This window comes from Leeuwenhoekiella aequorea, from assembly GCF_004104375.1.
GTDB lineage: Bacteria > Bacteroidota > Bacteroidia > Flavobacteriales > Flavobacteriaceae > Leeuwenhoekiella > Leeuwenhoekiella aequorea.
The window spans coordinates 112,412-129,984 of record NZ_QOVM01000007.1 but is presented as its reverse complement, the minus strand read 5'-3'; the positions used below and the strand labels follow the sequence as shown (position 1 = coordinate 129,984).

Sequence of the window (17,573 nt, the reverse complement as noted above, 5' to 3'; positions counted from 1 at the left end):
TTTTTTATCTTTACTTAGTGTATTTCGTAGACGTAATTTTACCCATTCCCGTAGATAATGCTTTCACTTATCGTATAAGCGAAGCTGAATATTCCTTTATAAAGCCTGGGATGAGACTTGCTGTACCCTTTGGTAAAAGTAAGATTTATACGTCGATGGCACTAAGTGTTCATCAAAATGAGCCACGTATTTATGAGGCGAAAGAAATTGAACAAATTTTAGATGAGACTCCTATTGTTCATCCTGAGCAGCTTACATTCTGGAAGTGGATGGCAGAGTATTATATGTGCACGCTAGGAGAAGTGATGAGGGCAGCGTTGCCGGGTGCCTTTTTACTTGAAAGCGAGACTATAATTAAAAGAATTGTAAAAAATAGTAGTCAACCGCATCTCGACGTGCTAGATGAGGAGGCAGAAATGATACTTCAGGCGTTTGAGAATAAGCCTATTTTGCGTGTTAGTGAGGTAATGCAACTGCTGGGCAAAAAAAGAGTTTTACCCAGTATTAAAACGTTAATTGATCTCGATCTGGTTATGCTAGATCAGGAAATTTATGAAAGTTACAAACCAAAATTAATTAGCTACGTGCGACTTACTCCCGATTATGAGGTGGAGAATATGATGCATCAAGCATTAGACGAACTTGATAAAGCGCCTAAACAACGTGAAATTTTACTAACCTATTTTTCATTACAAGCACGTTCTAAAAAAGCTATAAAAAGTAAAGATCTTCAAGACGCCAGTTCGGCGACTGCGGCACAAATAAAGGCACTAGTTTCTAAAGGTATATTTGAAACTTACAAAATTCAAAAAGATCGAATTATTTATTCGGGAAACGAAGATTCAAAGATTAAAGATCTAAATAAACAGCAAGAGCGTGCTTTAAAAGAAATTAAAGAATCCTACAGTAATCATGAGGTTTGTTTACTGCACGGTGTTACAGCTTCTGGCAAGACAGAAGTTTATGTAAATTTGATCAAATCTTATTTAGATGCTGGTAAGCAAGTTTTATATTTATTACCCGAAATAGCGCTTACCACACAATTGGTATCTAGACTTCAGGAATATTTCGGAAATCAGCTTTCTGTTTTTCATTCTAAATACTCGGTACACGAGCGGGTAGAAGTGTGGAATAATGTATTAAATATAGAATCTAAAGCGCAGTTGATTCTTGGTGCGCGTAGTGCACTTTTTCTACCGTTTAGTAATCTGGGACTTGTAGTTGTTGATGAAGAGCACGAGAGTAGTTACAAGCAATATGATCCTGCACCACGATATCAAGCGAGAGATGCGGGGATAGTTCTTGCCAGTTTACAAAATGCTAAAGTGCTTTTAGGTTCTGCAACTCCTTCTCTAGAGACTTATTACAATGCCAGTAGTGGAAAATATGGTCTTGTGACTATGAGGGAGCGCTACGGTAATATTTTAATGCCTGAAAATAGCATTATTGATATTCAAGATCGGCAACGCAAAAAACGAATGACCGGGCATTTTAGTGATGACCTTCAACGCGCAATTACAGATGCTTTAGCATTAGGAGAACAGGTAATTTTATTTCAGAATAGAAGAGGGTATTCTCCTATTTTAGAGTGTAACACGTGTGGGCACGCACCTCAATGCCCTAACTGCGATGTAAGCTTAACGTATCATAAGCACAAAGAGCAGTTGCGCTGTCATTATTGTGGGTATCACATAGCAATGCTACAGAAATGTATGGCTTGCGGTAGTGCAGAATTAGATACTAAAGGTTTTGGTACTGAACAAATAGAAACAGAATTAAAAGCTTTATATCCAGATTATGCTATAGGGCGAATGGACTCAGATACTACCCGAGGGAAATTTGGTTTTGAAAAAATAATTACAGCTTTTGAGCAGGGGGAAATAGATATACTTGTGGGTACACAAATGCTCACAAAAGGTTTAGATTTTAGAAATGTCACGCTGGTAGGAATTTTAAATGCAGATAATATGCTGAATATTCCAGACTTTAGAGCGCACGAACGCAGTTTTCAACTTATACAACAAGTATCTGGTAGGGCTGGGCGTACAGAGAAACGAGGAACGGTTTTGATACAAAGTTACAATCCGCATCATCAGATTTTGCAGCAAGTGTCTATGAATGATTATGAGGCTATGTATCATGAGCAACTCGAAGAGCGGCATATTTATAAATACCCACCTTTCTGTAGATTAATTAAGATCACTTTAAAGCATAAAGATTTTCAAAAAATCGAAGAAGCATCTCAATGGCTGGGACAAGCGCTAAAAAATATATTTAGAGATGAGATTTTAGGTCCCGAGCCACCTCCGGTTTCCCGTATACGTAATGAATATCACAGAAATATTCTTATAAAAATTCCACGTAAGCAAAGTCTTACTAAAACAAAACAGGCAATTCTAAAAGTACGTACCAGTTTTCTAAGTATTTCGCAGTTTAGAAGTGTCAAAATAGTGATTAACGTAGATAACTATTAGGTATAAAAAATCCCGGGACATAGCCGGGATTTATATAAAGAATGATATTTTATTAGGAAGAAAGTGCCTCCATAAGTTTTGTTTTCTTGTGTCTACTTAAAGGGATCTTATCGCCTTCAATTTCAATATTTCTACTGTTGTATTTTTCTACTTTATCAAGATTAATAATATAGGATTTATGTATTCTCATAAATCGTTCTGAAGGTAATTGCTCTTCAAAAGCTTTCATTGTAGAAAGTACAATAATAGGCTCGTTGTAAGTAACCAGCTTCACGTAATCACCTAAAGCCTCGATAAACTTAAGGTCATTTAGAAAAACTTTTTTCTTTTTAAGATTGCTTTTCACGAAGATGTAATCATCATCTTCAACACTGCCTTCAGTCTTAAGGCGATGTAAGTTTATTGCTTTATGTACCGCATTAAGGAAGCGATCTTTTGTAAGCGGTTTGCGTAAGTAATCTATTGCATTGTAATTAAAAGCTTTATAAGCATATTTAGTTTTACCGGTTACAAAAATGATCTGAGGCTTGTGTACTAGGTCATCAAGAAGATCAAATCCTGTAAGAATAGGCATTTCTATGTCAAGAAAAATAAGATCAACCTTAGTTTCCAGGAGTCCGTTTTTAGTCTCAATGGCATTGTTGTATTGAGCCGCTAAACGAAGGTTAGGATGATCTTTAATCATCTTAACTATTGCAAGACGCTGTAAGCTAGAGTCATCTACTACAGCACAGTCTAATATGAGTTCTTCCAAAATAATAAATGAGATAACGTTAGTTCAACAAATCTAGTTGCAATATAAGTATTTACCAAGTAAATTGTGTATTTCATCGATATTTTTTTTAACTTCTGTAACGCTACAAGTAGAGTAAGCAATATTAATGCTCATTTTTTATGGTAATAGCATTTGATAACTGAGAAAATAATATTACTTTTGCACTCATTTTTATATAAATAAACATTTTTTATGAATCATTACGAAACTGTTTTCATCTTGAATCCCGTTTTATCTGATGACCAGGTAAAGGAAACAGTAAAGAAATTTGAAGATTTTCTTGTTTCTAACGGCGCCAAGATGATATCCAAAGAAGATTGGGGGCTAAAAAAATTAGCTTACGCAATCCAAAACAAAAAAAGTGGTTTCTACCATCTTTTTGAATTCACGGTACCTGGAGAGGTTATCAAGAGTTTTGAACTAGAGTTTAGACGTGACGAGCGTATTATGCGTTTCCTAACTGTAAGCTTAGACAAGCACGCTATTGAGTGGGCTGAGAAGCGTAGAAAACGTAACAAAGAAAAAGCATAGTTATGGCATCATCTATAGAGCAACAAGCAAAAGCTAAGAAAGATGGGGAAATCAGATATTTAACTCCGTTAAATATTGAAACCTCAAAGACAAAAAAATACTGTCGTTTTAAGCGTTCTGGTATAAAATATATCGATTACAAAGATGCAGATTGGTTAGCTTCTTTTGTAAATGAGCAAGGTAAGTTATTACCACGCCGTCTTACAGGTACTTCTTTAAAGTACCAACGTAAAGTTAGTGTGGCTGTAAAAAGAGCAAGACATCTTGCGCTTATGCCTTACGTAACAGATTTATACAAATAAAAAATAGATTAAGATGGAAGTTATTTTAAAGAAAGACGTCGATAATCTAGGATTTATTGATGATCTAGTAACTGTTAAAAACGGTTATGGAAGAAATTTTCTTATCCCACAAGGCCACGCAATTTTAGCTACACCTTCTGCAAAGAAAGTGTTATCTGAAAATTTAAAGCAACGTGCTTATAAAGACAAGAAAGTTGTTGATGCTGCAAAATCTCAAGCTGAAAAGTTAAATGGTTTAGATATTAAACTTACAGCTAAAGCTGGTGAAGCAGATAAATTATTCGGTTCTATTACAGATGCAGATCTTGCAGATGCTCTTGCTAAAAATGGCGTAGAGATAGACAGAAAATATATTACAATTGCAGGTGGTAACATCAAACGTTTAGGTCAATATGAAGCTAGTCTTCGTTTTCACCGTGATGTAGTTGCAAACCTTACATTTGATGTTATAGCAGAAGCTTAATACATTCAAAATATAGATTAAAGCTTCCGCTTCTCGCGGGAGCTTTTTTTATTTTAAATTTTTCTAATGAAATATATTAGACTTACAAAAGAGCAATTAGAGGAGATGCATCAGGAGTTTATAAACTTTCTGGCAACTCAATCTATTACTGCTGAAGAATGGGAATCAATCAAAAAAAATAAACCGGAAGTTGCTGAGCAAGAACTGGATGTTTTTAGTGATCTAGTTTGGGAAGGAGTTCTTAGTAAAGTAGAATATCTTGAGCATTTCTCTCCGCAACACATGTTTTTGTTTAAGGTTGGAGAATTGAAAATTAGTATGATTTCAATTGAAGTTGAAGATAAAGGTATCGATATCACAACGCCTGCAGGCTACAAATGGCTTCAGAATAACTTTATGAAAGATGAAGTAAATCTGTATAGTTCAAGTAAATTGCTATCAGACGATCGTAACAATGATATTTTTGTTCTTATAAGACAAGGAGCTTCTATCACAAAAGGTGATTTGTTCTCTTGGTTTGAAAAGTTTGTAGAAGTCGATTGAAATTGACTTCAATTAAAAAAAAAAGCCTGTCTGATTTTATCAGACAGGCTTTTTTTTTAATTCAGTTATACCCAATATTAATTTGAATTCATAGACGAGTTACTCATATCGTAAAGATTCTATAGGATCTAATTTTGCTGCTTTAATAGCGGGAAACAAACCGGCAATGATTGCAACTATAATGGTGATAGCTGTTGCAGATAACATCGCCATCCACGGAGTAGTAAAGTTGAAATTAGCAACAGATGAAATAAGTAAACCAATTGAGATGCCCAGAAGTATCCCTAATATACCACCAAACTGACCTATTATAATGGTCTCCATTAAAAACTGACCAGCAATAATAGATTTCTTAGCACCTAGTGCTTTCCTGACGCCTATTTCCCGTGTACGTTCGGTAACGGAAACCAGCATTATATTCATTAAAGCAATAGATGATCCTAATACAGTAATCATACTTATAATCCAGGCAGCCATAGAAAGATAACCACTTATTTGAGAAATTTGATTAATAAGATCATCACTTCGGCCTATACCAAAGTCATTTTCTTCAACCGGAGCTAATTTTCTTACATTTCTAAAAGTAATTATAGCTTCATCTAGAGCTCCATCCAGAAGTTCTTTATCATCTACTTTTACACTAAGTGTATAATTGATATTAGGAGCTGTAAACATAGAACGAGCAATCTGAATAGGAATAAGAACGCGTAAATCCTGACTATTTCCAAAGGTCGATCCTTTTTCTTCTAGAGTACCTATGACCTTAAATTTTGTACCTCGTATACTTATAGTTTTATCTATAGGATCTACATTTTTTAAAAGTCCGTTCTTAAAATCACTACCTAGTATACAAACATTATTATTATTGTTGATATCAAACTGATTGAAATTACGACCTTGATCAAGCTCTAAACCAGAATTTTCCAGAAAATTCTCATTAGTACCTAATACCGTCACTTCGGGATCTGTGTCTAGATTTTCATATTTTACTTCGGCGCTTGTAGTTCCTGTAAAGGAAACCGCAACGTGTGTCATCGGAAACGTATACCGGTCTTCAAAATCTTTTACTTGTGTATAACGTATGGTGGGGTTTATTTTTTGGGTTTCTCCGCTTCCACGTCTTTGCGTAGTGAACTCGTAACGTTGAATATTAAATGTGTTTGATCCCATGGATGAGAAATCACTACTTATTGTGTTTTCTAAAGCTTTTACAAGGCTTAAAATAGCTACTAAAGCTGTGATTCCTATAGCTATAATAACTACGGTGAGTATTGTTCTTAAAAGCTGACTACGTATAGCATCAAAGGCAATACGAAGATTTTCCCTAAAAAGTGAGAACATAAAATTACGTTTTGAATCTATAGGTCTTACAAACTATTAAAAAGTTACTGTTTTATGGAAAATAAGAAGTGCCAAACCCTCAATTTTTTAAGATATTTGCAGCTTCGCACTCTTGATGGTGCGTAGATTAAATAAAATTTAGCTTTATAGATATTTAAAAATGGCTCAAAAACCCAGTATACCTAAAGGGACTCGTGATTTTTCTCCAGAAGAAGTTTCAAAACGTAATTATATAATTAATATACTTCGACACAATTTTGAATTGTTTGGTTTTCAACCCATAGAAACTCCGTCTTTTGAAAATAGCAATACCCTTATGGGGAAATACGGCGAAGAAGGGGATCGACTCATTTTTAAAATCCTCAATAGTGGAGACTATTTGAGCAAAGCTTCTGAAGCAAATTTATCTTTTAAAGATAGTAATGCGCTTACTTCAGAAATTTCAGAGAAAGCGTTACGCTACGATCTTACCGTGCCATTTGCCCGTTATGTGGTGCAGCATCAAAATGAAATAGATTTTCCATTTAAAAGGTATCAGATACAGCCGGTATGGAGGGCAGACAGACCGCAAAAGGGTCGTTTTAGAGAGTTTTTTCAGTGTGATGCAGATGCAGTGGGTTCAGATAGCTTGTTGCAAGAAGTGACTTTCATCCAGCTTTATGATGCGGTTTTTGGAGATTTAGGCCTTGAAGGTGTTACTGTAAAAATGAATAATAGAAAAATTCTTTCTGGTCTGGCGGAAACTATAGGTGAAGCAGATAAACTTATTGATTTTACAGTAGCATTAGATAAATTAGATAAGATAGGTGAGGAGGGAGTGATCAAAGAAATGCTTGAAAAAGGTATTTCTCAGACAGCTATAGAACGGGTAAAACCCATTTTTAGAGTACACGGTAATTTTGCCGATAAATTAATTTTACTTAAAGCTTTACTGGCAGATTCTGTTATTGGAAAGAAAGGAATAGAGGAGCTAGAATATATAAATACAAAAATTGAAGCTTTAGGTCTTAGTACAATTTCTTTAGATCTTGATGTGACATTGGCACGTGGTCTTAATTATTATACGGGAGCCATTTTTGAAGTTGCAGCTCCTAAAATTGTTGCTATGGGTAGTATAGGTGGAGGAGGTCGTTATGATGATCTTACGGGTATTTTTGGTTTAAAAAATATGAGTGGCGTAGGTATATCTTTTGGTCTTGACCGCATATATTTAGTAATAGAAGAATTAGATCTTTTTCCTGCTCAGGCACTTAAGGGAACAAAATTATTATTCATTAATTTTGGGGAAACAGAATCCTTGTATTGTTTAAAAGCCGTGAAGAAGTTGCGAGAGGCGGGTATTACCTCAGAGTTATATCCTGATGCGGCAAAGATGAAAAAACAAATGTCACACGCAGATAAGCGTAATATTCAATTTGTCGTACTTGCAGGAGCTGAAGAAATAGAGCAAGATGTTTATACATTAAAAAACATGAAAACCGGCGATCAAAAGCGGTTATCGATTTCTGAGCTGATTCAGGAATTGAATTAATAGAATAAAAAAAATCCCGAACTTTTCAAGTTCGGGATTTTTTTATTCTTTATAAAGGAGATTACTTTTCTACAGCTTCCGCAGGTGGAGTATAGTCAAATAAGCGCTGCTCTTTTATTTGATCTGCAATTCCCGAAGGTAGCATAGCTTCCCATCCTTCCTCATTGTTATTAATCATTTTTAGTACTTGTCTAGAAAAAACATTCAAAATTTCAGGATTGTAATCCTCAATATCTACAACACGACCATTATATTTAAAGAACTTATAGAGTTCTTTCATTCTAGGATGAACTTTTAAATTTTCGCTTGTAAAGAACTCTCCGGTTTCAGGATCGCGCATAGGATATAAATAAACGCGTAGATCTTTAAAGAATAATTTTCCGAAAGCTTCTAAGATACCTCCACTTAAATGTCTGTAATATGATTCGTCAAAAATATCTATTAAGTTGTTAACCCCCATAGCCAGACCCATACGTTCTTTTGTGTATCTGGAGAAATATTCTACAAGTCGATAATATTCCTGAAAATTTGAAATCATTACTGTATGGCCAAGGTTACACAGTAAACGAGCACGTGCCATAAAATCCTCTTCGTCAATTTCCCCTTCAGCACGTAAGTTAGATAAGGTGATTTCAAAAATCACTTGAGTATTTTCTTCTTTAACACGGTTTTCATTTAAGAATATTTCCAAAGATTTGCGATACATATCTGTATTTACTTTGGTAACCGGTCTAAAACTTCCGCGTAGGGCTAGTATATTTTTCTTGTAAAGAATTTTTGCCGCCAAGACATTATTTCCGTCTGGTCCAAACATTACAGAATCGGTAAAACCGTTTTTAACAAGTTGTAAACTCATTAGACGATTATCAACGCGTTCAAACTCAGGTCCAGAAAAATTGATCATATCGATCTCAATTTGATCTTTATCTATATGATCATATAGATAACGTAAAAGTTTTTTAGGAGAGTCGTACTTGTAATAGGCACCATAAATCAAATTTACTCCCAGCGTACCCAACGTTAGCTGCTGTAAACGTGCATCGGTCTCATGAAATCGTACGTGAAGTATAATCTCATTAAATTCTGCTTGCGGTTCTGTTTGATACTTAATTCCAACCCAACCGTGGCCTTTATATTTTTTAGCAAAATCTATTGTAGCAACAGTATTTGCGTAGGTGAAATAGATTTTGTTAGGATGCTTTTCACGTGAAATTCTATTTTCTAATAGATTTGTTTCGTGAGTAAGCATTTTCTTTAAACGTGCTTCAGTAACGTAGCGGTGGTCTTCTTCTACACCATAAACAGCATCACTAAAATCTTTGTCGTAAGCAGACATTGCCTTTGCGATAGTACCGCTGGCACCTCCTGCTCTAAAAAAATGCCTTACTGTTTCTTGTCCTGCTCCAATTTCTGCAAAAGTCCCGTAGATATTTTCATTAAGATTTATGCGTAGTGCTTTATTGATTAGAGAGGGGATATTTTCAAACTCTTTGTCACCTTGAATTGTTATAGGCATTGTGCTAAGTTTTGGGTGAATATAGGTTAGTTCCTTCAGGGGTTAAAGGTAACAAAATGGTAGGGCTTACAAAAAATTAAGTGTAGTTTTGTTCTAAATTTTGCAGGTTTGAAAGTTACCTTTTTAGGCACAGGAACATCACAGGGAATCCCCATTATAGGCAGTACACATCCCGTTTGTCAAAGTCACGATGAACGAGACAAAAGACTGCGTGTTTCTATTTTAATTAACTATAATAATGCGAATTATGTAATTGATTGTGGTCCTGATTTTAGGCAACAAATGTTGCGTGAAAAAGTCACCCATCTTGAGGCAATACTCTTTACACATGAACATGCAGATCATACCGCTGGTCTAGATGATATACGTCCATTTTTCTTCAGACAAGGTGATATACCTATATATGCGCATAAACGTGTTATTTCTGAATTAAAAAGGAGATTTGATTACATATTTCAAACCGAGAATCGGTATCCAGGTGCTCCTGCTGTAGAAATTAATGAAGTTGTAAATAATAATCCTTTTACAGCTAATAATCTGGAGTTTATTCCTGTAGATGTTTTACACGGTAATCTTCAAGTTTTTGGATATAGATTTAAAAATTTTGCATACCTCACTGATGTTAAAACAATAAGTGATCAAGAAAAAGAGAAGCTAAAAAATCTAGATGTTTTAGTTGTTAATGCATTGCGTGAAGAGGAGCATTATACACACTTTAATCTTGAAGAAGCCTTAGCTTTTGTTGAAGAGCTAAAACCTAAAAAAACCTATTTTACACATATAAGTCATTTACTTGGATTTCATGCAGATGTTGAAAAGCGTCTTCCTGAAAATGTACATCTCGCTTATGATGGCTTAACCTTAGAAATATAATTATGCGAAGAAATATCTTTTTGTATCTGTTCTTATTTGCAGCCTTGTGGATTGTTTTTCAGTATACAAATTCGACAAAGATCTATGAAAATCAAGAAAAACAAATTGCGCATTTAGAAGAGAAAGTTCAGAAGGCGGATTCAATTTCACAAAATGTTGAAGGACAATCTGAGCGCTATTTTAAGCTGGTTGATAATGACAATGCCTATTCTTATTTTGAAAATTTTGATATAGATTATACTGATTTAGATAAGAGAATAGAATCTGCACTTATAAGTCAAAATGGAACTTCAGGAAATCCGTTAGTTGCTTATGAAAGCAGCGGTGACAGTGTGTTTCAAATTAATAAAATTGAAGTGCTCAATCACAAATGGGTTATTGCAGATTTTAGTGATAGTAAACGTTGGGGCGAACTTATATTACTTTATGATGTATCAAAAGACGGAAGCGTTTCATTTGAAACGCTTCAAAGTGTCCTTTATCCTTAATGATTTAAAAGCCAATCTTTTAAATCGTAGAAGTTTTGTGGTGCTACACCGTGGCCTACTGGATACTCATTCAGTTTTACCGAAATGCCCAGGTTGTTGAGATAGGCTGGGATTTGTCTTGCAGCACTTACTGGTATGACCTGGTCGACACTTCCGTGTGATGAGAATATCGATAAATGTTTGTATGCATCTAAATCAGATTTAGGAGCTGTAATATCTGGATTAACATATCCACTGAGTCCAATGATATTTTTTACTTTTTCAGGATAGGTTAATGCAACTGCATAACTTAATATACAACCTTGACTAAATCCCAAAAGAGTGACATTTGCAGGATCTAAATCATATGTCGTGACAACTTCGTCAATAAATTTAGAAATTAATTCTCGAGATTCTATAGCCTCTTCATCGTCAGACCATTTTCCGTCTGTAGCATCCCAGTGTATCGTATACCAGGCATTTCCTGAAGGTTGCATAGGGCGTGGAGCTTTTGCAGAGACCACAAAATAATGATCTGGCAGCTCTGGAGCAAATGAAAATAAATCTTCTTCATTGCTGCCGTAACCGTGTAGAAGAAGTATAAGTGGTGCCTTACCAGAACCGGCATTTTTAGGTCGTTGTATTAAATGTTCAAGTGAAAGTGTATTCATTTTATTGTATAAATGTAAACCATTTTTGAAATTGTTTTCCTAGTATAGGAACGGGGGTATATGTGCCTTGAAAAGCACTAACTATGCCGTAACCCCAAAGTACAATTATAAAAATATAGAAGCCTATGGTTGCCGGCCAGCTATTTAAATAAGATACTAAAAAACCGAGTGCAAAGAAGGCGATAAAAATCCCGAATGCTTGTCTAATATGAAATCTTGCAAATAAGTTTTTTGGTTCCGAATTAATAAATAATGCTATTATGGTTCCAATCATACTTAGGTATGCAATTATGGCTGTAGTCTTACCTTGTTTGATTATTTCGTTTGTCATTATTTATGATGCTATATATTGATTATTTGCAATGATCCCGTAAACTTTACCCTTAAGTTTAGCACCAAGAAATGCTGCATTTTTAGACTTTGATAATATATTTTCCTTTGTAAAAGTGCTTGTTCCCTTAGCTGTAAATAAGGTTATATTTGCAGGCTCACCCACAACAATTTTGGCTTTTTCGCCGGTAAATCTAGATCTTCCTGCTGTAAGTAGGTGTATTGCTTGACGCTCTGTAACTAAAGTTAGCAAAGCTCCAAGTGTAGCTTCTTGAGCTATTGTACCAAATTTTGCGTGATCAAATTCTAATTTTTTCTGTTCGATATCAAGCGGATTGTGATCGCTGGTAACCATATCTATTGTGCCATCCTTTAAGCCTGCAATTAAAGCTTTACGATCTGTCTCATTGCGTAGTGGAGGCAAAACTTTATAACGGGTATCAAATTCTTCCAGCTCACTATCTGTATAGTAAATATTTGCCATCGCAACACTGCAAGTTACATCTAGACCTTTAGCCTTTGCTTCTTTAATAAGAGCAACACTTTGTGCCGTAGAAATGGTAGGTATATGTAATTTACCTCCAGTATATTCTAGAATGTATAAATCTCTGGCAATTTGTAAATGTTCTGCAAGTGCAGGAATACCTTTTAATCCTAATTTAATAGCAATTTCTCCTTCGTTCGCCATTCCCTTAATAACAAGATCATTTTCCTGCGGAAAGGATAAAACAAGTCCGTCAAAACTTTGCGTGTATTGCAGCGCTATTTTAAGAAGATTAGGATTGCTTATTGCGTGTTGATAATCTCCAAATGCAATTGCTCCCGCCTTAGTCATATCAAATAATTCGGCTAGATCAACTCCTTCACCATTACGGGTTAGAGAACCAATAGGGTATAAGCTAACTGCATTATTTTGAGCTTTATTAATAAGATAGGAAACAGACGAATTAGAATCTGTTACGGGATAGGTGTTGGGGTTTACAGCTATAGCAGTAAAACCACTTTTTGCTGCTACCAGAAGTCCGTTTTTTATAGTTTCACGCTCTTCATAACCAGGTTCTCCTATACAAACGCTGCTGTCAAACCACCCCGGCGAAACTATTAAGTTTTCAAAGTCTATATGTTGCTCCCCCTTAGTAGCATTCAATTTTGGAGCAATATCAGTTATAATTCCATCTTTTATTCTAATGTCGACCACGCTACCGTGGTGGTCATTACTCTCATCTAAAAGAGTTACTTGTGTGATGCGTATATTCATTTAAGAAATTTTAAAAGGAGCATTTCTGCCAGAAAAGCCAGCAGTGCAAAAATAACAAACCATTTGTAAAACAAATTAAGATTTGACTCTTGTTCTAGTGTATCAAAAAGTGATTTTATAGTAGAAGAAAATTCGATTTTATTTTTGGTTTGTGTAACTGGACTTTGAAGTTTACTTTCTTTTCTATCGTGATTAAAAGCTACAGTAGTAAGTGTGTCGCTCTTGTATTTCACTTCAAATAGGCCTGCATTTGTAATGCCTTGCGAGGTAGAAACAGATATAATATCACCACGTTTCTGTTGTAGAGGAATATATTGTTTGCTTTTTCTCTCAAGTACGAGCGCAGCATCTGTGGTAAGATCCATTTTGATATCAAATGTAGCGTTAGTGCCTAGTGTATAATAGGGTTTTGGTAAAGAAAGCGCTTGAAGTGCCATCTTATCAAAAGTTGGAACTATCAATTGTCCTTTAATGAAGTTGCTATTTGAAGAAGATAATGAGGCTGTAAAAACATACAGATTATTATTTTCTGTCAAGAATGGGTCTCCATTCTCAAATGTTAGTATGGGATTGTTGGTATTGAGCTTGCTATACGAATTAACTATGTGAGACTGCAAATTAGAGGATCTGCCGCTAAATACATTCTGAAAAAGAGGGTGGTCATAAGTTATACCCGTAATGTAGCTCGGCGTGCTTATAGTTTTTGTAAATGTTTGCATCCCGAAAGCGGTAAGTAAATTAGAATATGCTTCCGGTTGATCTCTCGTAGAAGGAATTAATATAACGGTTCCTCCTTTTTGCGTGTGTGCCTTTAGACTATTAATAAGTGAAATCGGAATATTATTAATTTCATTTAATATAATCAGATTTTGATCTGCAAGAAGTGCATAGTCTAATTGATTTTCAGAAACCGAAACAAATTCAAAACTGGCTGCGCTATAGAGCTTTTTTAGAAAGTCAAAACTTTCATCTGTAATAGCTAATACTTTAAGAGGTAAAGCGTTATTTATGCTAAAGTAGAAACTGTTATCATATTCTAGAGCAGCATCATCAAGGCGTATTAATCCTTTTATAGCTTTATCTGCAGGTAATTGAAATTGCGTTGAAGCCGTGTCGCTAGCTGAGAATTTAACCGAAGATTTTGCGATAAGTTCGTTGCCATTATATAAAGAGACAGGCAATTGATCTTCAGACTTAAAAGAGCTAGAGATAAGGACATTTAAATTGTACAGATCTGCATTACGCTCGATAGTTAAACTGTCTATTGAAAAATTTTTAAAAGCAACCGGATCTAGTACTACGGGATAAATTTTTACAGATGAAGTATCTGCAAGATTAGAAAGATCTAAATCTTGAAAATCTGAAACAAGCACTAGTCGTTTTTCAGTATTGAGATCCTTTGAAAAAAGAGTATTTAAACGCAACAGCAGGCTTTTACTATCTGTAGTTTTTGAAGTAAAATCGAGATCAATAAGGATATCTCTATCTTTTTGAACATTAAAGTTTTTAAATACTTCATCCCAGGTTACTAGGGTTACTAACTGGTCGTCTGATAAATGGGATAGAAGATCTTGTGAGGCTTCCGTAAGCAAATTACCTTTTTTACCGGTGGCTTGCATACTGTATGAGTTATCTATAAAAACAACGGTTTCTTTAGGTTTTGTTGCGCTAGAAGATGCGGGTAAATAAGGCTGCGCAAAGGCTATAACAAGGCAGGCAAGTGCGATTAAACGTATAGCAAGTATGAGCCATTTTTTTATAGAACTGCTCTTGCGTGTATTTTGAATAACATTCTGAAGAAAAACTACATTCGTAAACGGAGTCTTTTTAAAGCGTCTTAATTGAAATAGGTGTATTAAAATAGGTATAAGCAGCAGAAAAAGAGCGTAGAGTATTTCAGGATTTTTAAACTGCATAGTTAAACGCTAATTAGCCGAGACGAAAATAGGTGTTTTACAAAGACAATGACGATATACTTCTCCTTAATTTCTAATTCTTATAGCTTTTAGATGTGTCATATTCGGGTCCACTTATTTGTGTAGGGATATCCGCTTTACGAGCAGTAAATTTAAAAGTTGTCCCTTTCCCAATTTCTGAAGCTACATTTATTTTTCCGCCTAAATTAGTTACTAACTTCTTAACGGTAGATAATCCTATGCCATTACCGCGATTACCATTTTTATCTTTGTCTGTTGCAATTGTAAACAAATCAAAAATCTCTCCTAGCTTATCTGGAGCAATACCTATCCCGTTATCTTTTACTTCAAATAAATAGAAATCATCATTTTCATCAACAGAAATATATATCTCCGGACTTTCTTTATCAGAATATTTTAAACTATTACCTATAAGATTTAAGAATATCTGATTAAGAGCAACCTTATTGCAATTAATAAGATGATTGGTTTCGGGTAAATGAATAACACACTTATAATCTGCGTTCAGTAAATCCTCAAGCTCCTCCAGTAAGTCGTGAATATCAAAAAGCTCACGCTGATTTATGGTAAGATTATCACTTTCATAATGCAGTAAAATGCCATTAATGTATTCTGAAAGGGAGAACGACGAACTTTTAAGATAGTTGAGATAGTCGAGACCCTTCTCATCTAAAAGTTCTTTATACTTTGCTTTTAATAAATCTGTTGTAGTTATGATATTAGCCAAAGGCATTTTCATATCGTGAGATACTACCCCTGCAAAATCTTTCAAAAGGCTATTTTTCTTAAGCAGATTCTTTTGTAAAGCTTTGTTTTCTAAGTTTTGGCGGTGAAGCTCAAATAAATTAACGACTTGATTAGCTAAAGCAATTAAGGTATTCTTTTGTCTGTCACTAAGTGTGCGTGGTTTGTGATCAAAAACGCATAAAGTTCCTAAAGCGTGTCCACCCTTATCTATTAAAGGTACACCCGCATAGAAAATGGCTTTCATCTCACCGGTAACTAAGGGATTATTCTTAAACCGATCATCTTTACGCGCATCTGGTATTACAAAAATGGATTCTGGAGATTGTATTGCGTGCGTACAAAAAGATATTTTGCGCGGAGATTCTGAAAATGGGACACCATAATGAGATTTTAGAAAGTTACGATTGTAGTCTAACATTGTAATAAGCGATATGGGCGCATCACATATGTATGCGGCAATCTGAGTGATGTCATCATAACTTCTCTCAGGTAAGGTGCCTACTAATTTATAAGAATCTACGGCTTCTTGTCTCTTTCTCTCGTTCAGAACTTTGGTTTTTTTGTGAAAAATAAAGATACTACAAACTAGCTGTTTTTTGAAGCAACTTTTTTAATAGTAAAGTCAAAGGTAGTACCGCTAATTCCATCACTATTTACACTAATAATTCCGCCTAAAGAATTCACTAGGTTGCGCACAGTAGATAAGCCAATTCCATTTCCTTTTTTTCCTTTATTATCTGTTTCTGAAGCTACAGTAAACAAATCAAAAATAGAAGACTGCTTATCTTTAGATATTCCTTTACCGTTATCTTTTATCTGAATGTAATAGTAAGCGTGATCTTCGGTACATTTAAAATCGATAATACCAGTCTCCTTATCATTATACTTAAGACTGTTAGTGATTAAGTTAATGAGGATTTGACTTACTGCAGAACGATTCGTTTGTAATTCCAGATTTTTGTCTGGAAAATTTATGATATAATCTTCGTTAATATTTAAGAGATCGATTAGTTCTTCTAACAGATGATTGAGTTCAAAATTTTCTAAATTTTGTATGGTCAAATCTTCACTCTCATAATAGGAAAGTAGATTATCGATATAATCACTAAGGGAAAACGAGGACTGTTTCAAATAAGAAAGATATTCATTTCCCTGCTCATCAAATTGGTTAGCATATTTAGCTTTCAATATATCTGTGGTGACAATCATATTTGCTAGCGGCATCTTCATGTCGTGAGATATTACACCTGCAAATGTCTTTAATTGTTCGTTTTTTGCATTTAAAAGTTTTTCAATTTTCTTTAATTGTAAATTATTTCTTCTAAGTTCAAAAAGATTTTCTACTTGCGTAGCCAGATCTCTTAGTGCATTTAACTGTGTGTCGGTAAGTGTCTTAGGTTTTCTATCTATAACGCAAAGAGTACCTAAGGCTTCTCCCGAGGGAGTTAGTAATGGAACTCCGGTATAAAAGATTACCGGAAAATCTGCACGCACCAGCGGATTATTCTTAAAACGATCATCCAGTCTTGAGTCTGGAACAACTGTAATATTCTTAGGATCCATTATAGCGTGCGCACAAAACGACACCTCTCGATCAGTTTCACAAATATCCCAACCAACTTTAGATTTAAACCACTGTCTATCTTCACTTACAAGTGAAATTAATGAAACAGGTGCCTCACAAATTGTTGAAGCCAGACGCGTTATAACATCAAAATTTGTGTCTGATGCAGTATCTAACAAATGCAATTGTTCTAATTGCGATAGGCGAGAAGTTTCATTTTCTGGAATAGGTAGAGATTGCATATATATTT

General features: G+C 34.8%; 17 protein-coding genes. 8 read left to right on the top strand and 9 right to left on the bottom strand.

Annotated elements, in window-relative coordinates; all coding sequences use genetic code 11:
• The first annotated feature begins 17 nt into the window (after nucleotides 1-17).
• Nucleotides 18-2,474, top strand: coding sequence for a replication restart helicase PriA (gene priA / locus DSM00_RS14150; RefSeq protein WP_128758629.1), 2,457 nt, complete (start codon nucleotides 18-20; stop codon nucleotides 2,472-2,474).
• Between the two features lie 52 nt (nucleotides 2,475-2,526).
• Here priA and DSM00_RS14145 read toward each other — a convergent pair whose 3' ends face one another.
• Complete coding sequence (locus DSM00_RS14145; protein ID WP_206633814.1) at nucleotides 2,527-3,228, bottom strand: LytR/AlgR family response regulator transcription factor; 702 nt, start codon at nucleotides 3,226-3,228, stop codon at nucleotides 2,527-2,529.
• A gap of 213 nt (nucleotides 3,229-3,441) precedes the next feature.
• On the opposite strand from DSM00_RS14145, the gene rpsF reads away from it, so the two are divergent.
• The 4 genes from rpsF (at nucleotide 3,442) to DSM00_RS14125 (ending at nucleotide 5,088) form a co-directional block, all read left to right on the top strand.
• Nucleotides 3,442-3,780, top strand: a complete 339-nt coding sequence (gene rpsF / locus DSM00_RS14140; protein WP_128758627.1) for a 30S ribosomal protein S6 — start codon at nucleotides 3,442-3,444, stop codon at nucleotides 3,778-3,780.
• A 2-nt stretch (nucleotides 3,781-3,782) separates the two neighbouring features.
• A complete protein-coding gene (gene rpsR / locus DSM00_RS14135) occupies nucleotides 3,783-4,082 on the top strand; it encodes a 30S ribosomal protein S18 (protein ID WP_028375809.1) in 300 nt (99 codons plus the stop codon).
• Between the two features lie 13 nt (nucleotides 4,083-4,095).
• On the top strand, nucleotides 4,096-4,545 hold the full coding sequence (gene rplI / locus DSM00_RS14130; protein ID WP_128758626.1) for a 50S ribosomal protein L9: 450 nt from the start codon (nucleotides 4,096-4,098) through the stop codon (nucleotides 4,543-4,545).
• Between the two features lie 66 nt (nucleotides 4,546-4,611).
• Nucleotides 4,612-5,088 (top strand): DUF6495 family protein, encoded by a 477-nt coding sequence (locus tag DSM00_RS14125; RefSeq protein WP_128758625.1) that lies wholly within the window; start codon nucleotides 4,612-4,614, stop codon nucleotides 5,086-5,088.
• 99 nt (nucleotides 5,089-5,187) lie between these two features.
• On the opposite strand, the gene DSM00_RS14120 is transcribed toward DSM00_RS14125, so the two are convergent.
• Complete coding sequence (locus DSM00_RS14120) at nucleotides 5,188-6,429, bottom strand: ABC transporter permease (RefSeq protein ID WP_128758624.1); 1,242 nt, start codon at nucleotides 6,427-6,429, stop codon at nucleotides 5,188-5,190.
• 160 nt (nucleotides 6,430-6,589) lie between these two features.
• On the opposite strand from DSM00_RS14120, the gene hisS reads away from it, so the two are divergent.
• Nucleotides 6,590-7,960 (top strand): histidine--tRNA ligase, encoded by a 1,371-nt coding sequence (hisS, locus tag DSM00_RS14115; RefSeq protein WP_128758623.1) that lies wholly within the window; start codon nucleotides 6,590-6,592, stop codon nucleotides 7,958-7,960.
• 61 nt (nucleotides 7,961-8,021) lie between these two features.
• Here hisS and DSM00_RS14110 read toward each other — a convergent pair whose 3' ends face one another.
• Entirely contained in the window at nucleotides 8,022-9,476 is a 1,455-nt protein-coding gene (locus DSM00_RS14110) for a TonB-dependent receptor (protein ID WP_128758622.1), read from the bottom strand.
• A gap of 108 nt (nucleotides 9,477-9,584) precedes the next feature.
• On the opposite strand from DSM00_RS14110, the gene DSM00_RS14105 reads away from it, so the two are divergent.
• The gene (locus tag DSM00_RS14105; protein WP_128758621.1) at nucleotides 9,585-10,349 is read left to right on the top strand and encodes an MBL fold metallo-hydrolase; all 765 of its coding nucleotides are present in this window, start codon (nucleotides 9,585-9,587) and stop codon (nucleotides 10,347-10,349) included.
• 2 nt (nucleotides 10,350-10,351) lie between these two features.
• The gene (locus DSM00_RS14100) at nucleotides 10,352-10,837 is read left to right on the top strand and encodes a hypothetical protein (protein WP_128758620.1); all 486 of its coding nucleotides are present in this window, start codon (nucleotides 10,352-10,354) and stop codon (nucleotides 10,835-10,837) included.
• Here DSM00_RS14100 and DSM00_RS14095 read toward each other — a convergent pair.
• From DSM00_RS14095 to DSM00_RS14070, 6 genes are all read right to left on the bottom strand, one after another.
• Nucleotides 10,834-11,487: an alpha/beta hydrolase gene (locus tag DSM00_RS14095; protein WP_128758619.1), complete on the bottom strand. Its 654-nt coding sequence runs from the start codon at nucleotides 11,485-11,487 to the stop codon at nucleotides 10,834-10,836. The genes DSM00_RS14100 and DSM00_RS14095 overlap by 4 nt on opposite strands.
• 1 nt (nucleotide 11,488) lies before the next feature.
• Nucleotides 11,489-11,818, bottom strand: coding sequence for a hypothetical protein (locus DSM00_RS14090; protein WP_128758618.1), 330 nt, complete (start codon nucleotides 11,816-11,818; stop codon nucleotides 11,489-11,491).
• Nucleotides 11,819-11,821: 3 nt separating this feature from the next.
• Complete coding sequence (locus DSM00_RS14085) at nucleotides 11,822-13,075, bottom strand: dihydroorotase (protein WP_128758617.1); 1,254 nt, start codon at nucleotides 13,073-13,075, stop codon at nucleotides 11,822-11,824.
• Nucleotides 13,072-14,991: a BatA domain-containing protein gene (locus tag DSM00_RS14080; protein ID WP_128758616.1), complete on the bottom strand. Its 1,920-nt coding sequence runs from the start codon at nucleotides 14,989-14,991 to the stop codon at nucleotides 13,072-13,074. The genes DSM00_RS14085 and DSM00_RS14080 overlap by 4 nt, the downstream gene beginning before the upstream one ends.
• Nucleotides 14,992-15,064: 73 nt before the next feature.
• Nucleotides 15,065-16,306, bottom strand: a complete 1,242-nt coding sequence (locus DSM00_RS14075) for a sensor histidine kinase (protein ID WP_128758615.1) — start codon at nucleotides 16,304-16,306, stop codon at nucleotides 15,065-15,067.
• A 38-nt stretch (nucleotides 16,307-16,344) separates the two neighbouring features.
• The gene (locus DSM00_RS14070) at nucleotides 16,345-17,565 is read right to left on the bottom strand and encodes a GAF domain-containing sensor histidine kinase (RefSeq protein WP_128758614.1); all 1,221 of its coding nucleotides are present in this window, start codon (nucleotides 17,563-17,565) and stop codon (nucleotides 16,345-16,347) included.
• Between the last annotated feature and the right edge of the window lie 8 nt (nucleotides 17,566-17,573).